Here is a 17,995-nt window from a genome sequence, read left to right on the forward strand (position 1 = left end):
GCGCCTGCGAGCGTTCAGCCGCCGATCAGCCGGGTCGCGGCGGCGCCGGCGGCGACGAGCCGCTTCTGCAGCTCGGCCGCGACCGGCCCGTTCTCCGTGCGGCGGGCGGCTTCCGTCGCCGTCATCAGCTGGGCCAGCGCCTTCTGCGCCAGCCCCCTGTCCTTGTTGCGCCGAGCGAGCTGGAGCATGGCCTCGGCCTGGTTGGCGAGGCTGCGCGCCCAGAGCAGCGGGGCGATATCCGCGCGCCGCTCTTCCAGCGCCGCGCCGAAGGCGGCGATCGCCTCCTCGATCACGACCGGCTCGCTGTAGCGCTCGCCCATGGCGGCGAGCACCCCGCCCATCTGGTCCTGAAGCTCGGCCCAGTGCAGCGGCGCGCGGCTGCGGTCGGTGGCACGGACGACCCGGTTGAGACCGTTGAAGGCCCTTTCCAGCAGCGACAGGTCGTTGCGGCGCCGGCCGAGCGTCGCCCTGGCGCGCGAGATCATGTGCTCGGCCTCGAGCCAGCGCGGCTCGTCGTCGCCGCGGCTCCAGGCGGCGAGAACGCCGGCATAGGTCGCGATGGCTTCTTCGAGGAGCTCGTCGTCTTTTTGCGCCACGCCCAGGGCGACGGCAAGGCGGCCGAGCCGCAGCTTCAGTGCGCGCCACAACAGCGGCGCCTGGTCACGGCGCAGATCCTCGAGGCCGGCCCGACAATGTGCGAGAGCCTCGGCCCGCAGCTTCGCCTCTCCGGTCTGGCCGGCCAGGTTCTCCAGGGCGGCGGCCAGGGCTTCCTGCGCGCCGGCATAGGCCGAGATGTCGGTCAGGCTGTCGAGCCCTTCGAGCAGGCGCCGCAGTGCGGCGACGGCGGCATCGTAGCCCTCACGGCCGCCGAAATCCTCGGAGATACGGGCGAGCGACCGGGCCTGGTCCAGCGCGGCCGCGCGGCTGCGTTCGACATCGGCGAGCCCGATCAGCGCCGAGGCTTCGCCATAGCGAGCGGCGGCCTCGCGATAGGATTCGGCGGTGGTGCGCAGGAAACTGAGGGCGGCCCGGTCGGCGCGGTGGGTGCCGATCAACAGCCGGTGTGCGGGCGGAAGCGTCGACAGATCGGTCGATCCGCCGATGGCATGCAATTCGGCCTGGGCCAGTTTCTTGTCGGCATCGGCGAGGCGGCCGGCGGCAAGGGCGTCTGCCGCCTCGCCGCGCAGCCTCTTGGCCTCTGCATCGTCGGCCGGCGCCGCGAGGCGGCCAGCCAGGGCGATGAAGTCGCCCGCCTTGCGGTCGAGCAGGGTCTCGCCGGGCGGAGCACTGTCGGGGCGGCGGAGCCAGTCCGCGATCATCGCCGCCAGCGCCACCGGCGGGAGGCCGTGGCGCCCGGCGACGCGCGCCAGGAGCGGAGCGATCTCGTCGGACTGGCTGATGGCTGCCTCCCGCTCCGGCGCGCCGTGGCGGCTTACTTCGCGGCGATGACCGCGATTTCGACCGTGAACTGCGGGGCGGCGAGCTTGGCCTCGACAGTGGCGCGGCCCGGAGTCTGGCCGGCAACGACCCACTTGTCCCAGACGGCGTTCATCTCGGCGAAGGTCGAGATGTCGGAGAGCCAGATGTTGACCATCAGCAGCTTCGACTTGTCGGTGCCGGCTTCGGCGAGGAGGCCGTCGATGATGCTCAGGATTTCCTGGGTCTGCTCGCCGACGCTCTTGCCCGCGGCCTTGTCGCAGACCTGGCCGGCCAGATAGACGGTGTCGCCGTGCACGACGGCCTTGGACATGCGCGGGCCGACGCCGATACGCTGAATGCTCATAGTCAAATCTCCTTGAACGGACATCGTCGCTGGTAGCCCGCCCGGCCCGGTTTCGCAAATGATAAGCACGCGCCCGCAAGGCCGGGTCGCGTTTCGAAACGGCGTTTACGGCGAAGGAGGCGGTTCAGGCGAGGCTCGCCCAGCCCGCCCAGAGCGCGGCATAGCGGCCCGCCTTGCCGAGCAGCACCAGCGCGATGAAGCGTCCCGGAGGATAGTTCAGCGTGCCGGCGACGAAGGTCAGCGGATCGCCCACGATCGGCAGCCAGGCCAGCAGCAGCGAGGGCCAGCCGAAACGGCCGAAGAAGCTTTGCGCCTGCGCGAAGCGGGCCGGATCGGGCCGCAGCCGCGCCGGCAGCTTCTCGATGCCATGCCGCGCGATCAGGCGGCCGAGCCACCAGTTGACGACCGAGCCGGCGGTGTTGGCGAGGCTTGCCGTCAGGAACAGGGCGAGCGGAGCGGCGCTCCCGGCGGCGAGCAGGCCGATGAAGACGGCCTCGGACTGTGCGGGCAGCAGGGTCGCGGCGAAGAAGGCCGCGCCCGCCATGGCCGCGAGTGATGCGAGAGGTTCCATGGGATCAGTCGCCTGCCGTCATTGCGAGGAGCGAAGCGACGAAGCTGCGCTCGCAATGACGGAGAGGAGAGCGCGAAGTGATATCAGAGCCGCCGCAGGGCGACCTGCTGGATGCGGTGGCTCGCGCCCTTGGTCAGGATCAGGCTGGCGCGCTGGCGCGTCGGCAGGATGTTCTCCTGCAGGTTCGGCAGGTTGATGCCGGTCCAGAGCTTCTCGGCGATGGACAGCGCCTCCTCCTCGCCGATCTCGGCATATTTGCGGAAGAAGGAGCGCGGATCGCGGAAGGCGGTCTGGCGCAGCGTCATGAAGCGGTTGACATACCAGCGGTGCAGGTCGTTCTCGTCGGCGTCGAGATAGACCGAGAAGTCGAAATAGTCGGAGACGAAGGGGATCACCGTCCCGTCCTTGGGCATCCGGCTCGGCTGCAGGACGTTCAGCCCTTCGAGGATCAGGATGTCCGGCCGCTCGACCGTCACCGTCTCGCCCGGCACGACGTCGTAGACGAGGTGCGAATAGACCGGTGCCGTCACCTGCGGCTTGCCGGCCTTGACGTCCGAGAGGAAGCGCAGGATCGCCGCGCCGTCATAGCTCTCCGGAAAGCCCTTGCGCTGCATCAGCCCGCGCCGCTCCAGCTCCGCATTCGGCAGCAGGAAGCCGTCCGTGGTGACGAGCTCGACCTTCGGCGTGTTCGGCCAGCGCGACAGCAGCGCCTTGAGCACGCGCGCCGTGGTCGACTTGCCGACCGCGACCGAACCGGCGACCCCGATGATATAGGGCACTTTGACCTCGGACTCGGCCATCAGGAAGCGCTGCGTCGCCTTGAACAGCCCCTGCGTCGCCGCGACATAGAGCGAGAGCAGCCGCGACAGCGGCAGGTAGATCGCCACAATCTCGTCGAGCGAGATCGGATCGTTGATCGATTGCAGCTTGGTCAGGTCGTCGACCGACAGCGTCAGCGGCGCGTCTGCGCGCAGATGCGCCCACTCGTCGCGCGAGAAGCTGCGATAGGGCGAGATCAGTTCGCGCGCAGGCGGTGTCGAGATCAGGCGCTGGTCCATGACGCGGCCCGCAATCCAGGCTTCGAGGTTCAACGCGAATCCATCCTCGCGGTACTCAACGGGGCCGGGCCGCCTTTTCCGCCAAACCGGAGCGGGCGGTGCGGGCCTCAAGCTGGCTCAAGACGTCTTGCAATGCAACATCGCGCGCCTTGAGCACAACCAAAAGATGATAGAGCACATCGGCACTTTCGGCGATCAGCTCGGCGCGATCGCCCTTCACGGCCGCGATCACGGCCTCGACCGCCTCCTCGCCGAACTTCTTGGCGGCGCGCTCGGGCCCGGCGGCGAGGAGCTTCGCCGTCCAGGATTCATCGGGCGATGCCGCGGCGCGCTCGGCGATGCGGGCTTCGAGATCGGAGAGGGTGAAGCCGGCCATCTCAGTCGAGCCTCATCTTGAGGCCGGCCTCGGCCATATGCGCCTTGGCCTGCTGGACCGTGTAGGTGCCGAAATGGAAGATCGAGGCGGCGAGCACCGCCGAGGCATGGCCTTGCGCGACGCCGGCGACGAGGTCGTCGAGATCGCCGACGCCGCCCGAGGCGATGACCGGGACCGGGACCGCATCGGCGATCGCCCGCGTCAGGCCGAGATCGTAGCCCACCTTGGTGCCGTCGCGGTCCATCGAGGTCACCAGCAGTTCGCCGGCGCCGAGCGAGACGACCTCGCGGGCGAAAGCGACGGCCTCGATGCCGGTGGCGTTGCGCCCGCCATGAGTGAAGATCTCCCAGCGCCCGGGCGTCACCTGCTTGGCGTCGATCGCGACGACGACGCACTGGTCGCCGAACTTCTCGGCCGCCTCCTTGACGAATTGCCGGTTGGTGACCGCGGCGGTGTTGATCGAGACCTTGTCGGCGCCAGCGAGCAGGAGCGCGCGGATGTCCTCGACCTTGCGCACGCCGCCGCCGACGGTCAGCGGCATGAAGCAGGCCTCGGCCGTGCGCGTCACCACGTCGAACAGGATGCCGCGATCCTCATGGCTCGCGGTGATGTCGAGGAAGCAGAGCTCGTCGGCGCCTGCCGCGTCATAGGCCTTGGCGGCCTCGACGGGATCGCCGGCATCGACGAGGTCGACGAACTTCACGCCTTTGACGACGCGCCCGTCCTTGACGTCGAGGCAGGGGATGATGCGGGTCTTCAGGGTCATCGGCGGCAACGCTGTCATGCGGGGCGCAAGGTCGATTGATCGCAACCGGGAACCCTGCTCTGCTGGCCGCGACTGATAGCAGTCCAAAGAGGGGAGTTCCATGGCTATTGCATCCATGTTTCGGGAGGGCGGCGCGGTGGTCTTCCTGGCTCATGCGGTGACAGCCGCCCGGAGAGCGCAGGCGCCAATTCGTGCGCTACGAGCGCTACAGCGCTTCTTCACGAATAGCCGTTAGGGTAACCGGCGTTGAGCGACGGGAAGCCACTCGTCTTACGTTTGAGGGGAAGAACGGCCATGTGCGAACGCTGCGTTTCCAACGTTCCGCAAGCCGGCCTGTCGCGCCGCTCCTTCCTTGCAGCCGGAGCCGGCCTTGCCCTCGCCACGGGAGCGACCGGTTTCGCTTCACCGGGGCTTGCCCAGACGGCGGGCGCGGTGACCGGGGACGAGGCGCTCAAGCGCCTGATCGCCGGCAATGCGCGTTACGCCGCCAACAAGCCTCGGCAGCGCGATTTTTCTGCTGGCCGTGCGGCCCGCGCGCGCTCGCAGCATCCCTTCGCCTCGATCGTGAGCTGTGCCGATTCCCGCGTCGCGCCGGAGCTGGCCTTCGACCAGGGCGCGGGCGATCTCTTCGTAGTCCGCGTCGCCGGGAATTTCGTCAACGAGGACGGTCTCGCCAGTCTCGAATTCGGTGTGGCGGTCCTGCAATCGCCGTTGATCATGGTGCTCGGCCATACGCGTTGTGGCGCGATCTCCTCGACCATTGATGTTGTCAAGAACGGAACGCAGCTGCCCGGCCATCTGCCGGCCCTGGTCAACGCGATCCGGCCGGCCGTCGCGGAGGCGCAAAAGGCTGTCCCGGGGGATCTGCTCGCAGCGGCGACGGAAGCGAATGTCCGGCTCAATGTCGAACGTCTGAAGACGGCCGGGCCGATCCTCGCCCAGCGCGTCGCCGAGAAGAAGCTGACGATCGTCGGCGGCGTCTACGAGCTGGCGACCGGCAAGGTGAGGCTGGTCTGAGCCTCAGGCCGCGCCGGCCAGCCGCTTCAGCGCCGCCGCCGGGTCGATCCGCCCGTCATAGAGCGCGCGGCCCGTGATCGCGCCTTCGAGGATCGCCGCGTCGGGTGCGCAGAGGCGCTCGATATCGGCCATCGAGGCCAGCCCGCCCGAGGCGATGACCGGGATCGACACGGCTTGCGCCAGCGCGATCGTACCCTCCCAGTTGATGCCCTGGAGCATGCCGTCGCGGGCGATGTCGGTGTAGATGATCGCAGCGACGCCGGCATCCTCGAAGCGCCGGCCGAGATCGGCCGCCGCCAATGTCGAGGTTTCAGCCCAGCCTTCCACGGCCACGAAGCCGTCGCGCGCGTCGATGCCGACCGCGACCTGGCCCGGAAAGGCCTTGGCGGCCTCGCGCACGAAGCCGGGATCGCGCACCGCCGCCGTGCCGATGATGACGCGGCGGATGCCCTTTTCCAGCCAGCCCGCCACCGTCTTCATGTCGCGGATGCCGCCGCCGAGCTGCACCGGGAAGGCGACGCGGGTGAGGATCGCCTCGACGGCTGCCGCATTCATCGGCTTGCCGGCGAAGGCGCCGTCGAGATCGACGACGTGGAGCCACTGGAAGCCCTGGGCCTCGAAGGCGGCGGCCTGCGCGGCCGGGTCGTCGTTGAAGATCGTGGCCTGGGCCATGTCGCCCTGCTTCAGGCGGACGCAGCGGCCCTCCTTCAGGTCGATCGCGGGAAAGAGGATCATGGCTTCCAGCTCAGGAAATTGGCGATGAGCTTCAGCCCCAGCTTCTGGCTCTTCTCGGGATGGAACTGCGTGCCGGCGATATTGCCATGCGCCACCATCGCCGTGATCGGCCCGCCATGGTCGGTCAGGGCCAGCACGTCCTGCGGCCGCGCGGCGGCGAGGGCATAGGAGTGGACGAAATAGGCGTGCAGCCCCTGCGGACCGGTCTCGATGCCGTCGAGCAGGGGGTGCTCGTCCTGCTTGTGCAGGGTGTTCCAGCCCATATGCGGGATCTTCAGGCTCTCGTCCCGGGGCTCGATCAGCCGGACATCGCCCGGGATCCAGCCGAGACCCTGCGTGACCGTGTATTCAAGGCCGCGCGAGGCGAGCAGCTGCATGCCGACGCAGATGCCGAGGAAGGGGCGGCCCTTGGCCCGCACCACCTCTTCCAGCGTCTCGACCATGCCCGGCACGGCATCGAGCCCGCGCCGGCAATCGGCGAAGGCGCCGACGCCCGGCAGCACGATGCGGTCGGCGGCGCGAACGGTCGCGGTGTCGCTGGTGACGTGGATGGTCGAGGCGATGCCGCTCTCCTGCGCCGCCCGCTCGAAGGCTTTTGCGGCCGAGTGCAGATTGCCCGAGCCGTAATCGATGATCGCGACGCTCTGGCTCATCGTCCGCGCGCCTCGGGAAACAGGCCGATGATCGGCAGCGGCCCGCTCGGTCGGGAGATGGCGGGCGGCGCCACGGCCTCGCTCCGTGCCGGGGCGGTCTCGCCGGCCAGCACCTGCTCGAAATAGCGGCGCTCTGCCTCCGGCAGACTGTGGGCCTCGACCACGTCGGCGAGCCGCCAACCCTGCCGGGTGAGCTTGCGCACCACGAAGTTGTTGCCCTCGATGCCGAGGAACAGCGCGATCGACCAGTAGATCAGTGAGAGCGCGCTCGAATCGAGGCCGAAGCGGCTACGCAGATAGAGAAGTCCAGCCCAGACCAGCACGAACAGCAGGGTCGCGAGCCAGAGCCGCTTGCCCAGGAGCCACAGCCCGGTCAGCAGGAAGGCGCCCCAGGAGAAGCGGTCCGGCACGAGCCTCGCCTGCTCCATCTCCTCGCGCCAGCCGCCCGCGGCGGGCGGCGGCGTCATCACGGTGTAGAATGCCACGGCCGCCTCCTACAGAGCGCCCTTGGTGGAGGGGACGCGGTCGCCCTCGCGCGGATCGACGGCGAGTGCCTGGCGCAGCGCCCGCGCCAGCCCCTTGAAGCAGCTCTCGGCGATGTGGTGGGCGTTGTCGCCATAGAGCGTCTCGACATGCAGCGTGATGCCGGCGTTGACGGCGAAGGCCTGGAAGAACTCGCGCACCAGCTCGGTGTCGAACGTGCCGATCTTCTGCGCCTTGAACTCGGTGCGGAAGACCAGGAAGGGCCGGCCGGAGACGTCGACCGCGACGCGGGTCAGCGTCTCGTCCATCGGCAGATGCACGTCGGCATAGCGGTGGATGCCCTTCTTCGAGCCGAGCGCCTGCTTCAGCGCCTCGCCCATGGCGATGCCGGCATCCTCGACCGAGTGGTGGTCGTCGATATGGGTGTCGCCTTTCACCGCGACCTTGAGATCGATCAGCGAATGGCGGGCGAAGAGGTCGAGCATATGGTCGAAGAAGCCGACGCCGGTGGCGATCTCGGCCTTGCCGGTGCCGTCGATCAGGAGCGAGACCGCGATGTCGGTCTCGTTGGTGCGGCGCTTCACTTCGCCCGAACGCATGCTGGCCTCTCAAGCCTTGGCGGGAACCGGCCCCGCTTTAGCAGGGGTGGGCGGGGATGGCCATCATTTCACGTGTATGCCGCAGCGCCGTCATGCTCGCCCTTGTGGCGAGCATCCACGTCTTGAGCACTCATGCTACGAGAGAGAAGACGTGGATGGTCGGGACAAGCCCGACCATGACGCAAGCCGTGGGCCTCACACCTTCGCCAGCGCCTGCTCCAGATCGGCGATCAGGTCGTCGTGATGCTCGAGCCCGATCGAGAGGCGGATCAGCCCGTCGCTGACGCCCATGGCGGCGCGCACCTCCGGCGTGAAGCGCTGATGCGTCGTGGTCGCCGGATGGACGATCAGGCTCTTGGCGTCGCCGAGATTGTTCGAGATGCGGATCAGCTTGCAGGCGTCGAGCAGGCGATAGGCACCTTCCTTGCCGCCGGGCACCTCGAAGGCGATCATCGTCGAAGGGCCGCTCATCTGGCGGGCGATGATCTCGGCTTGCGGATGGTTCTTGTGGCCGGGGAAGATCACCTTGGTCGGCTTGGTCTGCGCCGCCAGCCAGTCGGCGACCTTGGTCGCGTTCTCCGCCTGCTTGCCGACGCGCAGCGGCAGCGTCTCCAGCGCCTTCAGCATCACCCAGGCGTTGAAGGGCGAGAGCACCGGGCCGGTCTGGCGCAGATAGTTCTGGATGTCGGCCTCGATCAGCTCCTTCGAGCCGAGGATCAGACCGCCCAGGCAGCGCCCCTGCCCGTCTATATGCTTGGTCGCCGAATAGACGACGATGTCGGCCCCGAGTTCGAGCGGGCGCTGGAAGAGCGGCGTGGCGAAGACGTTGTCCACCACCAGCTTGGCTCCGGCCTCCTTCGCCACGGCGGCTATGGCGGCGATGTCGAGCACTTCGAGCGTCGGATTGGCCGGCGATTCCAGGAAGAACAGCTTGGTGTTGGGGCGGACGGCCCGACGCCAGGCCTCGATGTCGGTGCCGTCGACCAGCGTGGACCCGACGCCGTAGCGCGGCAGATGGGTCTCGATGATGTAGCGACAGGAGCCGAACAGGGCGCTGGCCGCCACGACATGGTCGCCGGCGCTGACCGGTGCCATCATCGCCGCCGTCACCGCCGCCATGCCGGTCGCGGTGGCGCGGCAGGCCTCGGCGCCTTCGAAGGATGCCATGCGGCTTTCCAGCATCGCCGTCGTCGGATTGCCCAACCGGCCGTACTGGAAACCCGGATCGGTGTTCAGGAAGCGGCCTTCCGCCTGGGCGGCGTTGTCGTAGACATGGCCCTGGGTCAGGAACAGCGCTTCCGAGGTTTCGCCGAATTGCGACCGCAGGGTGCCGTCATGGACGAGGCGGGTTTCGGGGCGCAGCTTGGGTGCGGGAGTGTCCGATGCCGGCATGGGAGTCTGGTCCGTTCTTTATAACGGACAAGGCCAGTAGCATCTCCTGATCCGTTCGTAAAGAAGAACGGATTATCCTTCGCCCCGAACCTGTTCCGGAGAAAATCTCTCCCGCTCAGTTCTTGCGTTCGTCGCAGCGTCCGAGCGGCTGCAGGAAGCCGGTCAGATCCGCCGTGATGTGATGGATATGGCCGGCCTCGACCGCCGTCTGCTCCCAGGCCTCGCGGAAGGGATCGGGCGTTTTCGGCACGATCAGCACGGTCTTCATGCCGAGTGCGCTCGGCACGATCAGGTTCTTCTCGATATCCTCGAACATCGCGGCGCGGCCCGGTTCGACCGCATGCTTGGCGAGGAAGGTCTCGTAGGTGGCGCGCTCGGGCTTGGGCGTGAAGCCGGCCTGCACGATGTCGAAGATGTCCTCGAAATGCTGCAGGATGCCGAGCTTGCCGGCGACGTTCTCGGCATGGCCGCGCGAGCCGTTGGTCAGGATCAGCTTGCGGCCGGGCAGCGCCGCGATCGCTTCGCCGAGAGCCGGATTCGGATCGAGCAGGGTCAGGTCGATCTGATGGGCGAAGTCGAGGAAGTCGTCCGGGTTGATCCCGTGCTCCTCCATCAGCCCCTTCAGCGTCGTGCCGTAGCGCTGGTAGTAGTATTTCTGCAGCGCGCGCGACGACAGCCCGTCCAGGCCGAACAGCTCGGCGAGGAACAGGGTGATGCGCTCGTCGACCTGCGGCCAGACCTTGGCCTCGTGCGAATAGAGCGTGTTGTCGAGATCGAAGATCCAGTGATCGACATGGGCGAACGCCTCCGCCGTCAGGGGCGGGGTGGCAGCCGGGGTTTCAGCGCGTATTTTCATCGGACTCCGTGATGTGGCGATCCGGAGTCTGCGCCGCAAGTCCTTGGCCAAGGCTTAATCGCGACCCGCTGCGCCCGCTGCCGTCATTGCGAGGAGCGAAGCGACGAAGCAATCCAGGCGGACTTGGCGAGGCCGGCCAGCCCCGTGACCCCTGGGTTGCTTCGCTTCGCTCGCAATGACGGAAAGCGCTCAACGCCGGATGATCGTGCCGGCGCCGGTATCGGTGAAGAGCTCGATCAGCGCGGCATGTGGTACCTTGCCGTCGAGGATGACGACGGCTTCGACGCCCTTCTCCAGCGCGTAGATGCAGGTCTCGATCTTCGGGATCATGCCGCCCGAGATCGTGCCGTCCGCGATCAGCCGGCGGCATTCCTCGACCGTCAGCTCCGGGATGAGCTGCTTGTCCTTGTCGAGCACGCCGGGGACGTCGGTCAGCAGCAGCAGGCGCTTGGCGTTGAGCGCGCCGGCGATGGCGCCGGCGAAGGTGTCGGCGTTGACGTTGTAGGTCTGGCCGTCCTCGCCGGCGCAGACCGGCGCGAGCACCGGGATCAGCTCGGCCTTGAGCACGGCGTCGAGCACGGTGGTGTTGACCTTCTCGGGTTCGCCGACGAAGCCGAGATCGAGCACCTCCTCGATCTTGGAATCGGGATCGACGATCGTGCGCGTCACCTTGCGCGCGGTGACCATGTTGCCGTCCTTGCCGCACAGGCCGATGGCGCGTCCGCCTTCGCGGGTGACGTAGCCGACGATCTCCTTGTTGACCGAACCGGCGAGCACCATCTCGACGACCTCCACGGTCGCCGCGTCGGTGACGCGCAGCCCCTGCTTGAACTCGGACTGGATGCCGAGCTTCTTCAGCATGGCCGCGATCTGCGGCCCGCCGCCATGGCAGACCACCGGCTTCAGGCCGGACTGCTCGAGCAGGACGATGTCCTCGGCGAAATCCTCCGCCGTGGCGGCGTCGCCCATGGCGTTGCCGCCATATTTGATGACGATGATTTCCTGGTCGTAGCGCTGCATATGCGGCAGCGCCTGCACGAGCAGATCGGCGGATTGCGACGGCGTCAGATGGGGATGGTCGGTCATTCGGGCAGGCTCCGCGCGGCCGCAAGGACAGATGCGGGGGCGCTTCTAGCTCAAGATCGACCGGGGCGGAAGAACGGAAGGCGCGGATCAGGCGCGCTTTGCGCCCAGCGCCGCGACGGCAAGGCCCAGCCAGCCGCCGAGCATGAACCAGCCGCCGATCGGCGCCGCCCGCGGGAAGAGTGCGGCGCCCGCGAAGCCGCGCCGGGCGAGGTCGGCGGCGAACAGGGCCGTGCCGACCATGATCGCCGAGAGCGCGATCCGCGCCAGCCCGTCATGCAGATGTCCGCCCTTGCGCGCCGCCGTGGCGCCGATGACGGCGGAAGCGTGGAACAGCAGCATCTGCCCGGCGGTCTGGACATGGCCGGGATCGAGCGCGACATGGGCCGCCGCCGCCAGCAGCGCGACGCCGGCGAGGCCCATCAGCGCCGCGACGACAAGGTGGATTTTGGCGGCTGTCATGGCAGGCATCGCTCCGCTCGCAATGACGGGGCTCCGTCATGCTCGCCCTCGTGGCGAGCATCCAGGTCTTGAACACCGTCCTCGAAGAAGGAAGACGTGGATGATCGGGACAAGCCCGACCATGACGGGGTGGCCGTCATGGCCTTACATCCGTTCCGCCAGCACGCGGCCGATCGCGGCCCGGAACTCGGGAATGCCCATGCCCTTCTCGCTCGAGGTCAGCAGTACCTCGGGGAAGGCCGCCGGCCGGCGCTTGATCTCGTCAAAGGTCGCCTCGGTCATGAATGTCTGGTCGGCCGGCTTCAGCGCATCGCCCTTGGTCAACACGACCTGGTAGGAGACGGCGGCCTTGTCGAGCGTCTCCAGCACGGCGCCGTCGACATCCTTGATGCCGTGGCGGGCGTCGATCAGCACATAGACGCGCATCAGGTTCGAGCGGCCGCGCAGATAGTCGTGGATCAGCCGGGTCCAGGCCGCGACCTTCTCCTTGCCGACGGCGGCATAGCCGTAGCCGGGCATGTCGACGATGGTCAGCCGCTCGTCATGGTCGACCTGGCGGAAGAAGTTGAGCTGCTGCGTCCGGCCGGGCGTATGCGAGGTGCGCGCCAGCGCGTTGCGCCGGGTCAGCGCGTTGATCAGGCTCGACTTGCCGACATTGGAGCGCCCGGCGAAGGCGATCTCCTGGCCGACCATCGGCGGCAGATCGTCGATCTTGGTCGAGGCCCAGACGAAGTCCCACGGCCCCTCGAAGAGCTTGCGGGCGGCCTCGATCTCCTCGGCGTCATAGGGCTTGGTCGTCGATGTGGTCATGGCTTCCGTTCTGTCGAAATCAGAAGCCCTCATCCTGAGGAGCCGCGTAAGCGGCGTCTCGAAGGATGCTCTAGCGCGCACTGGAACATCCTTCGAGACGCAGCCTGAAGGCTGCTCCTCAGGATGAGGGCTGAGGATGGAACAAAGGTCTACACGGCTGCGTGAAGCGCGTCGATATCGGCGCCCTGGATCGCGGCGACGTGACGCGCGATCTTCTCGGCCTCCCAGTCCCACCAGCGGATCGCCAGCAGCTCGGCGACGATCTCGGGCGGAAAGCGCATCTTCACGACCCGGCCGGGATTGCCGGCGACGACGGCATAATCAGGCACGTCCTTCGTCACCTGCGCCCGCGTGCCGATGATCGCGCCGTCGCCGACATGCACGCCCGGCATGATCACCGCCTCGCGGCCGATCCAGACGTCGTTGCCGATCACCATGTCACCGCGGTTGTTCGGGCCGGGGCGCTTCAGGCTCTCGGGGTCGCCGAGGCCGAACATCTGGAAGGGAAAGGTCGAGAAGCCGCCGATCGGGTGGTTAGCGCCGTTCATGACGAACTGCGCCGCCTGCGCGATCGCGACGAATTTCCCGATGATCAGCCGGTCGCCGATGAAGTCGAAATGATAGCGCACGCAGCGGGCGACGAAATGCTCCGGCCCGCGCGAGTCGTCATAGTAGCTGTAGTCGCCGACCTCGATCAGCGGATGGTCGACCACGGCCTTGAGGAAGGCCGTGCCCTTCCAGCCGGGGATGGGGTGGCGCGTGGTCGGATCGGGCAATGGCATCGGGTCGATGGCCTTCAAAAGCGAAGGGCGGGAAACCCCGCCCTTCGATCACTCATTTCTTGTTGCTGTTGGCGGGGTTGGGCGCTCCGCCTGCGGCTGCCGGCTTCTTGCCGAACATGCCCTTGAGGTTGTCGAAGAGTTCGATCTTCACCCCGTTCTTGCGCATGATGTAGCCCTGCTGGAGCACCGAGAGCAGGTTGTTCCAGCTCCAGTAGATCACCAGGCCGGCCGGGAACGAGCCGAGCAGGAAGGTGAAGAACACCGGCATCCAGGTGAACATCATCTTCTGCACCGGGTCCGGCGGCTCCGGGTTCATCTTCATCTGGATGAACATCGTGATGCCCATGATGATCGGCCAGGCGCCCAGATGCAGGAAGGCCGGCGGCGTGAACGGCAGGAGCCCGAACAGGTTGAACAGGTTCGTCGGGTCCGGCGCCGCCAGATCGTGGATCCAGCCGAAGAACGGCGCATGCCGCATCTCGATGGTGATGAACAGGATCTTGTAGAGCGCGAAGAACACCGGGATCTGCAGCAGCACCGGCCAGCAGCCGGCGACCGGGTTGATCTTCTGGGTCTTGTACAGCTCCATCAGAGCCTGCTGCTGCTTCATCTTGTCGTCGGCATAGCGCTCGCGGATCGCCGTCATTTCCGGCTGCAGCGCCTTCATCTTCGCCATCGAGGCGTAGGACTTGTTGGCGAGCGGGAAGAACAGCGCCTTGAGCAGCACCGTGACGATCAGGATGGCGACGCCGAAATTGCCGATGTGCTTGTAGATCCAGTCGAGCACGAAGAAGAGCGGCTTGGTGATGAAATAGAACCAGCCCCAGTCGATCAGGAGCTCGAAGCGCTTGATGCCAAGGTTCTTCTCATAGCCGTCGACGGCCGCGACCTCCTTGGCGCCGGCGAAGAGCCGGGCGTTCGAGGTGACGGTGGCGCCCGGCGCGACCGCGATCGACTCCCCGAGGAAGTCGGCCTGGTAGGTGTGGCCGGTGCCGGTCTGGACCGAGGAATACCGGCCCTCGTATTTGCGCTGCTGGTCCGGGATGACTGCGGCGGCCCAATATTTGTCGGTGATGCCGACAAAGCCGCCGACCGCGTCCTTCCAGGCCTTGCCGGTCGTGCCGGCCGAGAGCGCCGGCTCCTTGTCGATCTTGTCGTAGGTGTATTCCTGCAGGCCCTGCTCGCCGAGATTGCCGACGAGGCCCTCATGCAGGACGTAGTAGCCGAGCGTCGTCGGCTTGCCCTGGCGGACGACCTGGCCGTAGGGGAACAGCGTCACGGCGTTGCCGCCCTTGTTCTCGACCTCGTCGCGGATCGTGAACATGGCGTTGTCGTCGACGCTGATCACGCGCCGGAAGACCAGGCCCTGGCCATTGTCCCAGGAGAGCGTCACCGGCTTGGCCGGGGTCAGCACCTGGCTGTCGGCGCTCCAGACCGTCGTCGCGTTCGGCAGGACGACATTGCTGCCCGGCGCCGCGACCCAGCCGAAATCCGAATAATAGGCGTTCGGGCCGCCGGCCGGCGAGAGCAGGATGATGTTCGGGCTCTTGGGGTCGACGGTCTCGCGATAGGCCTTGAGCGAGACGTCGTCGATGCGCGCGCCGGTCAGGGAGAGCGAGCCGGAGATCTTGGGCGTGTCGATGCGGATGCGCGGGCTCGCCGCCAGCGCCTGCTCGCGCGTGCCGACGGCCTGCGCCGCGGCGGCGCCGGGGGCGGCCGAACCGGCCGGCTGGCCGGGCGCGGGCGTGGAGCCGGATGCGCCGGGAGCGGACTGGGTCTGCGTCTGCTGGTTCTGCTGCGCGATCTGCTTCTGCTTTTCCATCTGCGGCACGCCGTAGAAGAACTGCCAGCCGAGCAGCACGACCACGGACATGACGATCGCCAGAAGCAGATTGCGGTTGTCTTCTTTCATCATGGTCGGAAACGGATCTCGCTTGGTCCGGCAGGGTCTGGTCGCGTCGGGTCAGGCTTGCGGCGCCGCGCCACGCTTGGGATGCGGGCGGCGCCGGTCTGCATGCGGCTTGTGAGGCCTTGCCCGGTCGATGGCAATGGAAAGATCGGCCACGAGTGCGTGAAATTCGGCGCGCAGCACTTCGGGGCGGGCGATGATCACGACGTCGCAGGGCCGTTGCGTCTGGCCGGCCAGGGCCTGGGCGGCCGCGGCCCGCAGGCGGCGGCGGATGCGGTTGCGCTTCACGGCGTTGCCGGTCTTGCGCGAGGCGGTGAGGCCGAGCCGCAGCCCGTCGCGCTCTTCGGCGGGCGCGGTGTCGCGCACCTGGACCAGGAAAGCGGACGAACGAAAACGGCGGCCATGCTCGGCCGCCGCCAGGAATTCTTTGCGTTGCGTCAGACGGGCGAGGCGCATGGCGATTGGCCAGTCTTCCGGAACGGGCGCGTCATGGTCACGCGCCGGTGCCCGGTCAGGCCGACAGGCGCTTGCGGCCGTGCGCGCGGCGGGCGGCGATGACCTTGCGGCCACCCTTGGTCGCCATGCGGGCGCGATAGCCGTGGCGGCGCTTGCGAACCAGCTTGCTGGGTTGATAGGTTCTCTTCACGGTCCGTCTCCGGGGCCTTTATGAGCACGACGGCCGCGGCTTTCCCAGGGAAAGCATGGCCAACCGAGCCTGTCATGCGATAAGGGTCGGCGCTGCCTTTCGGCTGCGCAGGTCGCGGGCTTATGACGGATGGACGACACCAAGTCAACGCCAAATGATCCGCGAGGCCGCTGTCTGGGATGAAGCCCGGCGGATCGTTCAGCGCGGCTTGCGCCTGGAGCCCTGGCGTACGCTGAAGGCCAGGACCAGGATGAAGCCGACCGTCAGCGCCGCGGCGACGCCGGTCGCATGGCCGGGCAGGCCGAAGGCGAGGCCGGCGCATAGTGCGACCAGCGCGAGGATGGCGAGCGCCAGCCATTCGTCATCGATGAACAGCGCGGCAATTTCGCGCAGGATCGCGCCGGCCGTGTTCATGGTGCCGACTCCAGAGGTGAGCGACCAAGGGCAGCGACGAGAGTCAGTCCGCTCGCCAGGAGGAGGGCGGCCAGCGCGAGGATCGCGAGGTCGCCGCCAGGCCAGTCAGCGCCCAGCCCTTCACCCGTCCAGTAGATGCCAAAGGCCGATATCATCACGCCGACGGCAAATTTCAGGGTGTTCTCGGGGACGCGGGCCAGTGGCTTGCGCAGAACGAGGCCAAGCGCGAGCACGAGTGCGCAAGCGGCGAGCGCTCCCAGGCTGGCGGGCCAGAGGAGGCCCCGGCCGGCACCGACGGCGAGCACGATGAAGACGACCTCGATGCCTTCGAGCATGACGGCCTTGAAAGCGGTGAGTCCGGCGATCCAGTCATGACGGTTCGCCCCTCCGGCGCCGCCTGTCTGGAGGGCAGCCGTTTCCTTGGCGAAGACTGCTTGCTCGTCGTGCAGCGCGATGAAACCCGCCGCCCGGAGGATGGCCTTTCGCAACCAGCGCAGGCCGAACATCATGAGCAGCACGCCAATGACGAGTTGCAGGGCCTGCAGCGGCACCTGCGTGAGGGCCGGGCCGAGGAGCAGCACCAGCAAGGCGAGCACGCCGAGCGCGCAGCCGGTGCCAGCCAATGCCGGCCGCCAGCCGCGCACCGTGCCGACCGCGAGGACGATGGTGAAGGCCTCGACCACCTCGACCAGCGAGGCGAGGAAGGCGGCGGAAAGTGCCGGAGCAGCCACGGTCCAGCTCATCGGCCACCTCTTGTGAATGATCTCGCTCGCAGGCGACAGCAATCGCTTTTTCTGTCACGGTGGCTTCGTGCCCGAAGGGGCGCAGCAGGATAATATTTGTAACAGCGGTAACATTCAAGAGGTTCGGTGGTGTCGCTCGAATGGTTGCTGCTGACCTACAAGGTTCCGGCCGAGCCGGCGCGCAAGCGCGTTTCCATCTGGCGCAAGCTCAAGGGCATGGGCGCGGTCTATCTGCAGGGCGGGGTCTGCCTCCTGCCGAAGACGGACGACCATCTGCGGCGGCTCAAGATGCTCGAGAACGAGATCGCGGAGGCCGAAGGCGAGGCGCTGTTGCTGGCGACGGTCGGGCTGGACCAGAAGCAGCAGGAGAAGGTGGTCGCCCGCTTCAACGCCGATCGCGACGACGAGTACAAGGAATTCATCGAGAAATGCCTCGCCTTCGAGGCGGAGATCGCCGAGGAGACGCGGGTCTCGCATTTCACCTTCGCCGAGCTGGAGGAGAATGAGCAGGAGCTGATGAAATTCCGGAACTGGATCGAAAAGATCCGCAAGCTGGATTTCTACGGCGCGCCGCGTGCCGGCGAGGCGGCCGAGCGCCTGCAGCGTTCCGAAGCGATCCTCGACGCCTACGCGCATAACGTCTTTGCGGCGCAGGAGGAGAACCGCCCGCCCGACGCATCGAAGCGGCCTTGAACGCAGGAGCAGATCTGTTGCCGACAGGCTTGCGCTTCGCGTCGACATCCCCGATATAGCGCCCGGGAGGTTGGCGAGGGACGTCTCACTCGCCAACCGGGTCAGGTCCGGAAGGAAGCAGCCCTAACGAGACCGAACGGGTCTTCGTCCAGCCTCCCACCTCA

At 67.4% G+C, this 17,995-nt stretch carries 23 protein-coding genes and 1 other RNA gene; 3 read left to right on the forward strand and 21 right to left on the reverse strand.

Annotated features, from left to right (window positions below):
- Positions 1-14: 14 nt before the first annotated feature.
- The 6 genes from B5Y19_RS19295 to hisF all read right to left on the reverse strand — a co-directional run bounded on the left by B5Y19_RS19295 (position 15) and on the right by hisF (position 4,554).
- Complete coding sequence (locus tag B5Y19_RS19295) at positions 15-1,319, reverse strand: hypothetical protein (RefSeq protein ID WP_139384473.1); 1,305 nt, start codon at positions 1,317-1,319, stop codon at positions 15-17.
- 113 nt (positions 1,320-1,432) lie between these two features.
- Entirely contained in the window at positions 1,433-1,783 is a 351-nt protein-coding gene (locus B5Y19_RS19300) for a RidA family protein (RefSeq protein ID WP_055729182.1), read from the reverse strand.
- Positions 1,784-1,907: 124 nt separating this feature from the next.
- Entirely contained in the window at positions 1,908-2,354 is a 447-nt protein-coding gene (locus B5Y19_RS19305; RefSeq protein ID WP_055729183.1) for a YqaA family protein, read from the reverse strand.
- 83 nt (positions 2,355-2,437) lie between these two features.
- Positions 2,438-3,412, reverse strand: coding sequence for a type I pantothenate kinase (coaA, locus tag B5Y19_RS19310; protein ID WP_055729207.1), 975 nt, complete (start codon positions 3,410-3,412; stop codon positions 2,438-2,440).
- 55 nt (positions 3,413-3,467) lie between these two features.
- Complete coding sequence (locus tag B5Y19_RS19315; protein WP_055729184.1) at positions 3,468-3,788, reverse strand: phosphoribosyl-ATP diphosphatase; 321 nt, start codon at positions 3,786-3,788, stop codon at positions 3,468-3,470.
- A gap of 1 nt (position 3,789) precedes the next feature.
- The gene (gene hisF, locus B5Y19_RS19320) at positions 3,790-4,554 is read right to left on the reverse strand and encodes an imidazole glycerol phosphate synthase subunit HisF (RefSeq protein ID WP_055729185.1); all 765 of its coding nucleotides are present in this window, start codon (positions 4,552-4,554) and stop codon (positions 3,790-3,792) included.
- A gap of 294 nt (positions 4,555-4,848) precedes the next feature.
- Between hisF and B5Y19_RS19325 the strand changes: the two genes are divergently transcribed.
- The gene (locus B5Y19_RS19325) at positions 4,849-5,571 is read left to right on the forward strand and encodes a carbonic anhydrase (RefSeq protein WP_055729186.1); all 723 of its coding nucleotides are present in this window, start codon (positions 4,849-4,851) and stop codon (positions 5,569-5,571) included.
- 3 nt (positions 5,572-5,574) lie between these two features.
- Here B5Y19_RS19325 and hisA read toward each other — a convergent pair whose 3' ends face one another.
- The 15 genes from hisA to B5Y19_RS19400 form a co-directional block, all read right to left on the reverse strand.
- Positions 5,575-6,315: a 1-(5-phosphoribosyl)-5-[(5-phosphoribosylamino)methylideneamino]imidazole-4-carboxamide isomerase gene (gene hisA, locus B5Y19_RS19330; protein ID WP_176168669.1), complete on the reverse strand. Its 741-nt coding sequence runs from the start codon at positions 6,313-6,315 to the stop codon at positions 5,575-5,577.
- Positions 6,303-6,959 (reverse strand): imidazole glycerol phosphate synthase subunit HisH, encoded by a 657-nt coding sequence (hisH, locus tag B5Y19_RS19335; RefSeq protein ID WP_055729188.1) that lies wholly within the window; start codon positions 6,957-6,959, stop codon positions 6,303-6,305. The genes hisA and hisH overlap by 13 nt, the downstream gene beginning before the upstream one ends.
- The gene (locus B5Y19_RS19340; protein ID WP_055729189.1) at positions 6,956-7,444 is read right to left on the reverse strand and encodes a DUF2628 domain-containing protein; all 489 of its coding nucleotides are present in this window, start codon (positions 7,442-7,444) and stop codon (positions 6,956-6,958) included. Before B5Y19_RS19340 ends, hisH begins: the two co-directional genes overlap by 4 nt.
- Before the next feature lie 9 nt (positions 7,445-7,453).
- Positions 7,454-8,041, reverse strand: a complete 588-nt coding sequence (gene hisB / locus B5Y19_RS19345) for an imidazoleglycerol-phosphate dehydratase HisB (protein ID WP_055729190.1) — start codon at positions 8,039-8,041, stop codon at positions 7,454-7,456.
- Between the two features lie 195 nt (positions 8,042-8,236).
- A complete protein-coding gene (metZ, locus tag B5Y19_RS19350) occupies positions 8,237-9,433 on the reverse strand; it encodes an O-succinylhomoserine sulfhydrylase (RefSeq protein ID WP_079591959.1) in 1,197 nt (398 codons plus the stop codon).
- Between the two features lie 115 nt (positions 9,434-9,548).
- Positions 9,549-10,289 carry a pyrimidine 5'-nucleotidase gene (locus tag B5Y19_RS19355; protein ID WP_055729192.1) on the reverse strand — a complete coding sequence of 247 codons (741 nt, stop codon included), beginning with the start codon at positions 10,287-10,289 and terminating at the stop codon, positions 9,549-9,551.
- Between the two features lie 189 nt (positions 10,290-10,478).
- Entirely contained in the window at positions 10,479-11,375 is an 897-nt protein-coding gene (argB, locus tag B5Y19_RS19360) for an acetylglutamate kinase (protein ID WP_055729193.1), read from the reverse strand.
- Between the two features lie 87 nt (positions 11,376-11,462).
- Complete coding sequence (locus tag B5Y19_RS19365; RefSeq protein ID WP_055729194.1) at positions 11,463-11,834, reverse strand: DUF423 domain-containing protein; 372 nt, start codon at positions 11,832-11,834, stop codon at positions 11,463-11,465.
- A gap of 144 nt (positions 11,835-11,978) precedes the next feature.
- Positions 11,979-12,644, reverse strand: a complete 666-nt coding sequence (yihA, locus tag B5Y19_RS19370; protein WP_055729195.1) for a ribosome biogenesis GTP-binding protein YihA/YsxC — start codon at positions 12,642-12,644, stop codon at positions 11,979-11,981.
- Between the two features lie 149 nt (positions 12,645-12,793).
- Entirely contained in the window at positions 12,794-13,426 is a 633-nt protein-coding gene (locus B5Y19_RS19375) for a CatB-related O-acetyltransferase (RefSeq protein ID WP_055729208.1), read from the reverse strand.
- A 52-nt stretch (positions 13,427-13,478) separates the two neighbouring features.
- Complete coding sequence (yidC, locus tag B5Y19_RS19380) at positions 13,479-15,338, reverse strand: membrane protein insertase YidC (RefSeq protein WP_079591980.1); 1,860 nt, start codon at positions 15,336-15,338, stop codon at positions 13,479-13,481.
- 51 nt (positions 15,339-15,389) lie between these two features.
- Complete coding sequence (rnpA, locus tag B5Y19_RS19385) at positions 15,390-15,791, reverse strand: ribonuclease P protein component (RefSeq protein ID WP_055728309.1); 402 nt, start codon at positions 15,789-15,791, stop codon at positions 15,390-15,392.
- 55 nt (positions 15,792-15,846) lie between these two features.
- Complete coding sequence (gene rpmH / locus B5Y19_RS19390; protein WP_038364779.1) at positions 15,847-15,981, reverse strand: 50S ribosomal protein L34; 135 nt, start codon at positions 15,979-15,981, stop codon at positions 15,847-15,849.
- 198 nt (positions 15,982-16,179) lie between these two features.
- Positions 16,180-16,395 carry a hypothetical protein gene (locus tag B5Y19_RS19395; RefSeq protein WP_079591960.1) on the reverse strand — a complete coding sequence of 72 codons (216 nt, stop codon included), beginning with the start codon at positions 16,393-16,395 and terminating at the stop codon, positions 16,180-16,182.
- On the reverse strand, positions 16,392-17,138 hold the full coding sequence (locus B5Y19_RS19400; RefSeq protein WP_055728311.1) for a COG4280 domain-containing protein: 747 nt from the start codon (positions 17,136-17,138) through the stop codon (positions 16,392-16,394). Before B5Y19_RS19400 ends, B5Y19_RS19395 begins: the two co-directional genes overlap by 4 nt.
- Before the next feature lie 129 nt (positions 17,139-17,267).
- Here B5Y19_RS19400 and B5Y19_RS19405 point away from each other — a divergent pair, with 129 nt between their 5' ends.
- Complete coding sequence (locus B5Y19_RS19405; protein ID WP_342060162.1) at positions 17,268-17,831, forward strand: Chromate resistance protein ChrB; 564 nt, start codon at positions 17,268-17,270, stop codon at positions 17,829-17,831.
- Positions 17,832-17,895: 64 nt separating this feature from the next.
- Positions 17,896-17,992, forward strand: an RNA gene (gene ffs / locus B5Y19_RS19410) — signal recognition particle sRNA small type.
- Positions 17,993-17,995 lie beyond the last annotated feature (3 nt).

The sequence above is a fragment of the Allobosea thiooxidans genome (assembly GCF_900168195.1).
GTDB classification, from domain to species: Bacteria; Pseudomonadota; Alphaproteobacteria; order Rhizobiales; family Beijerinckiaceae; genus Allobosea; species Allobosea thiooxidans.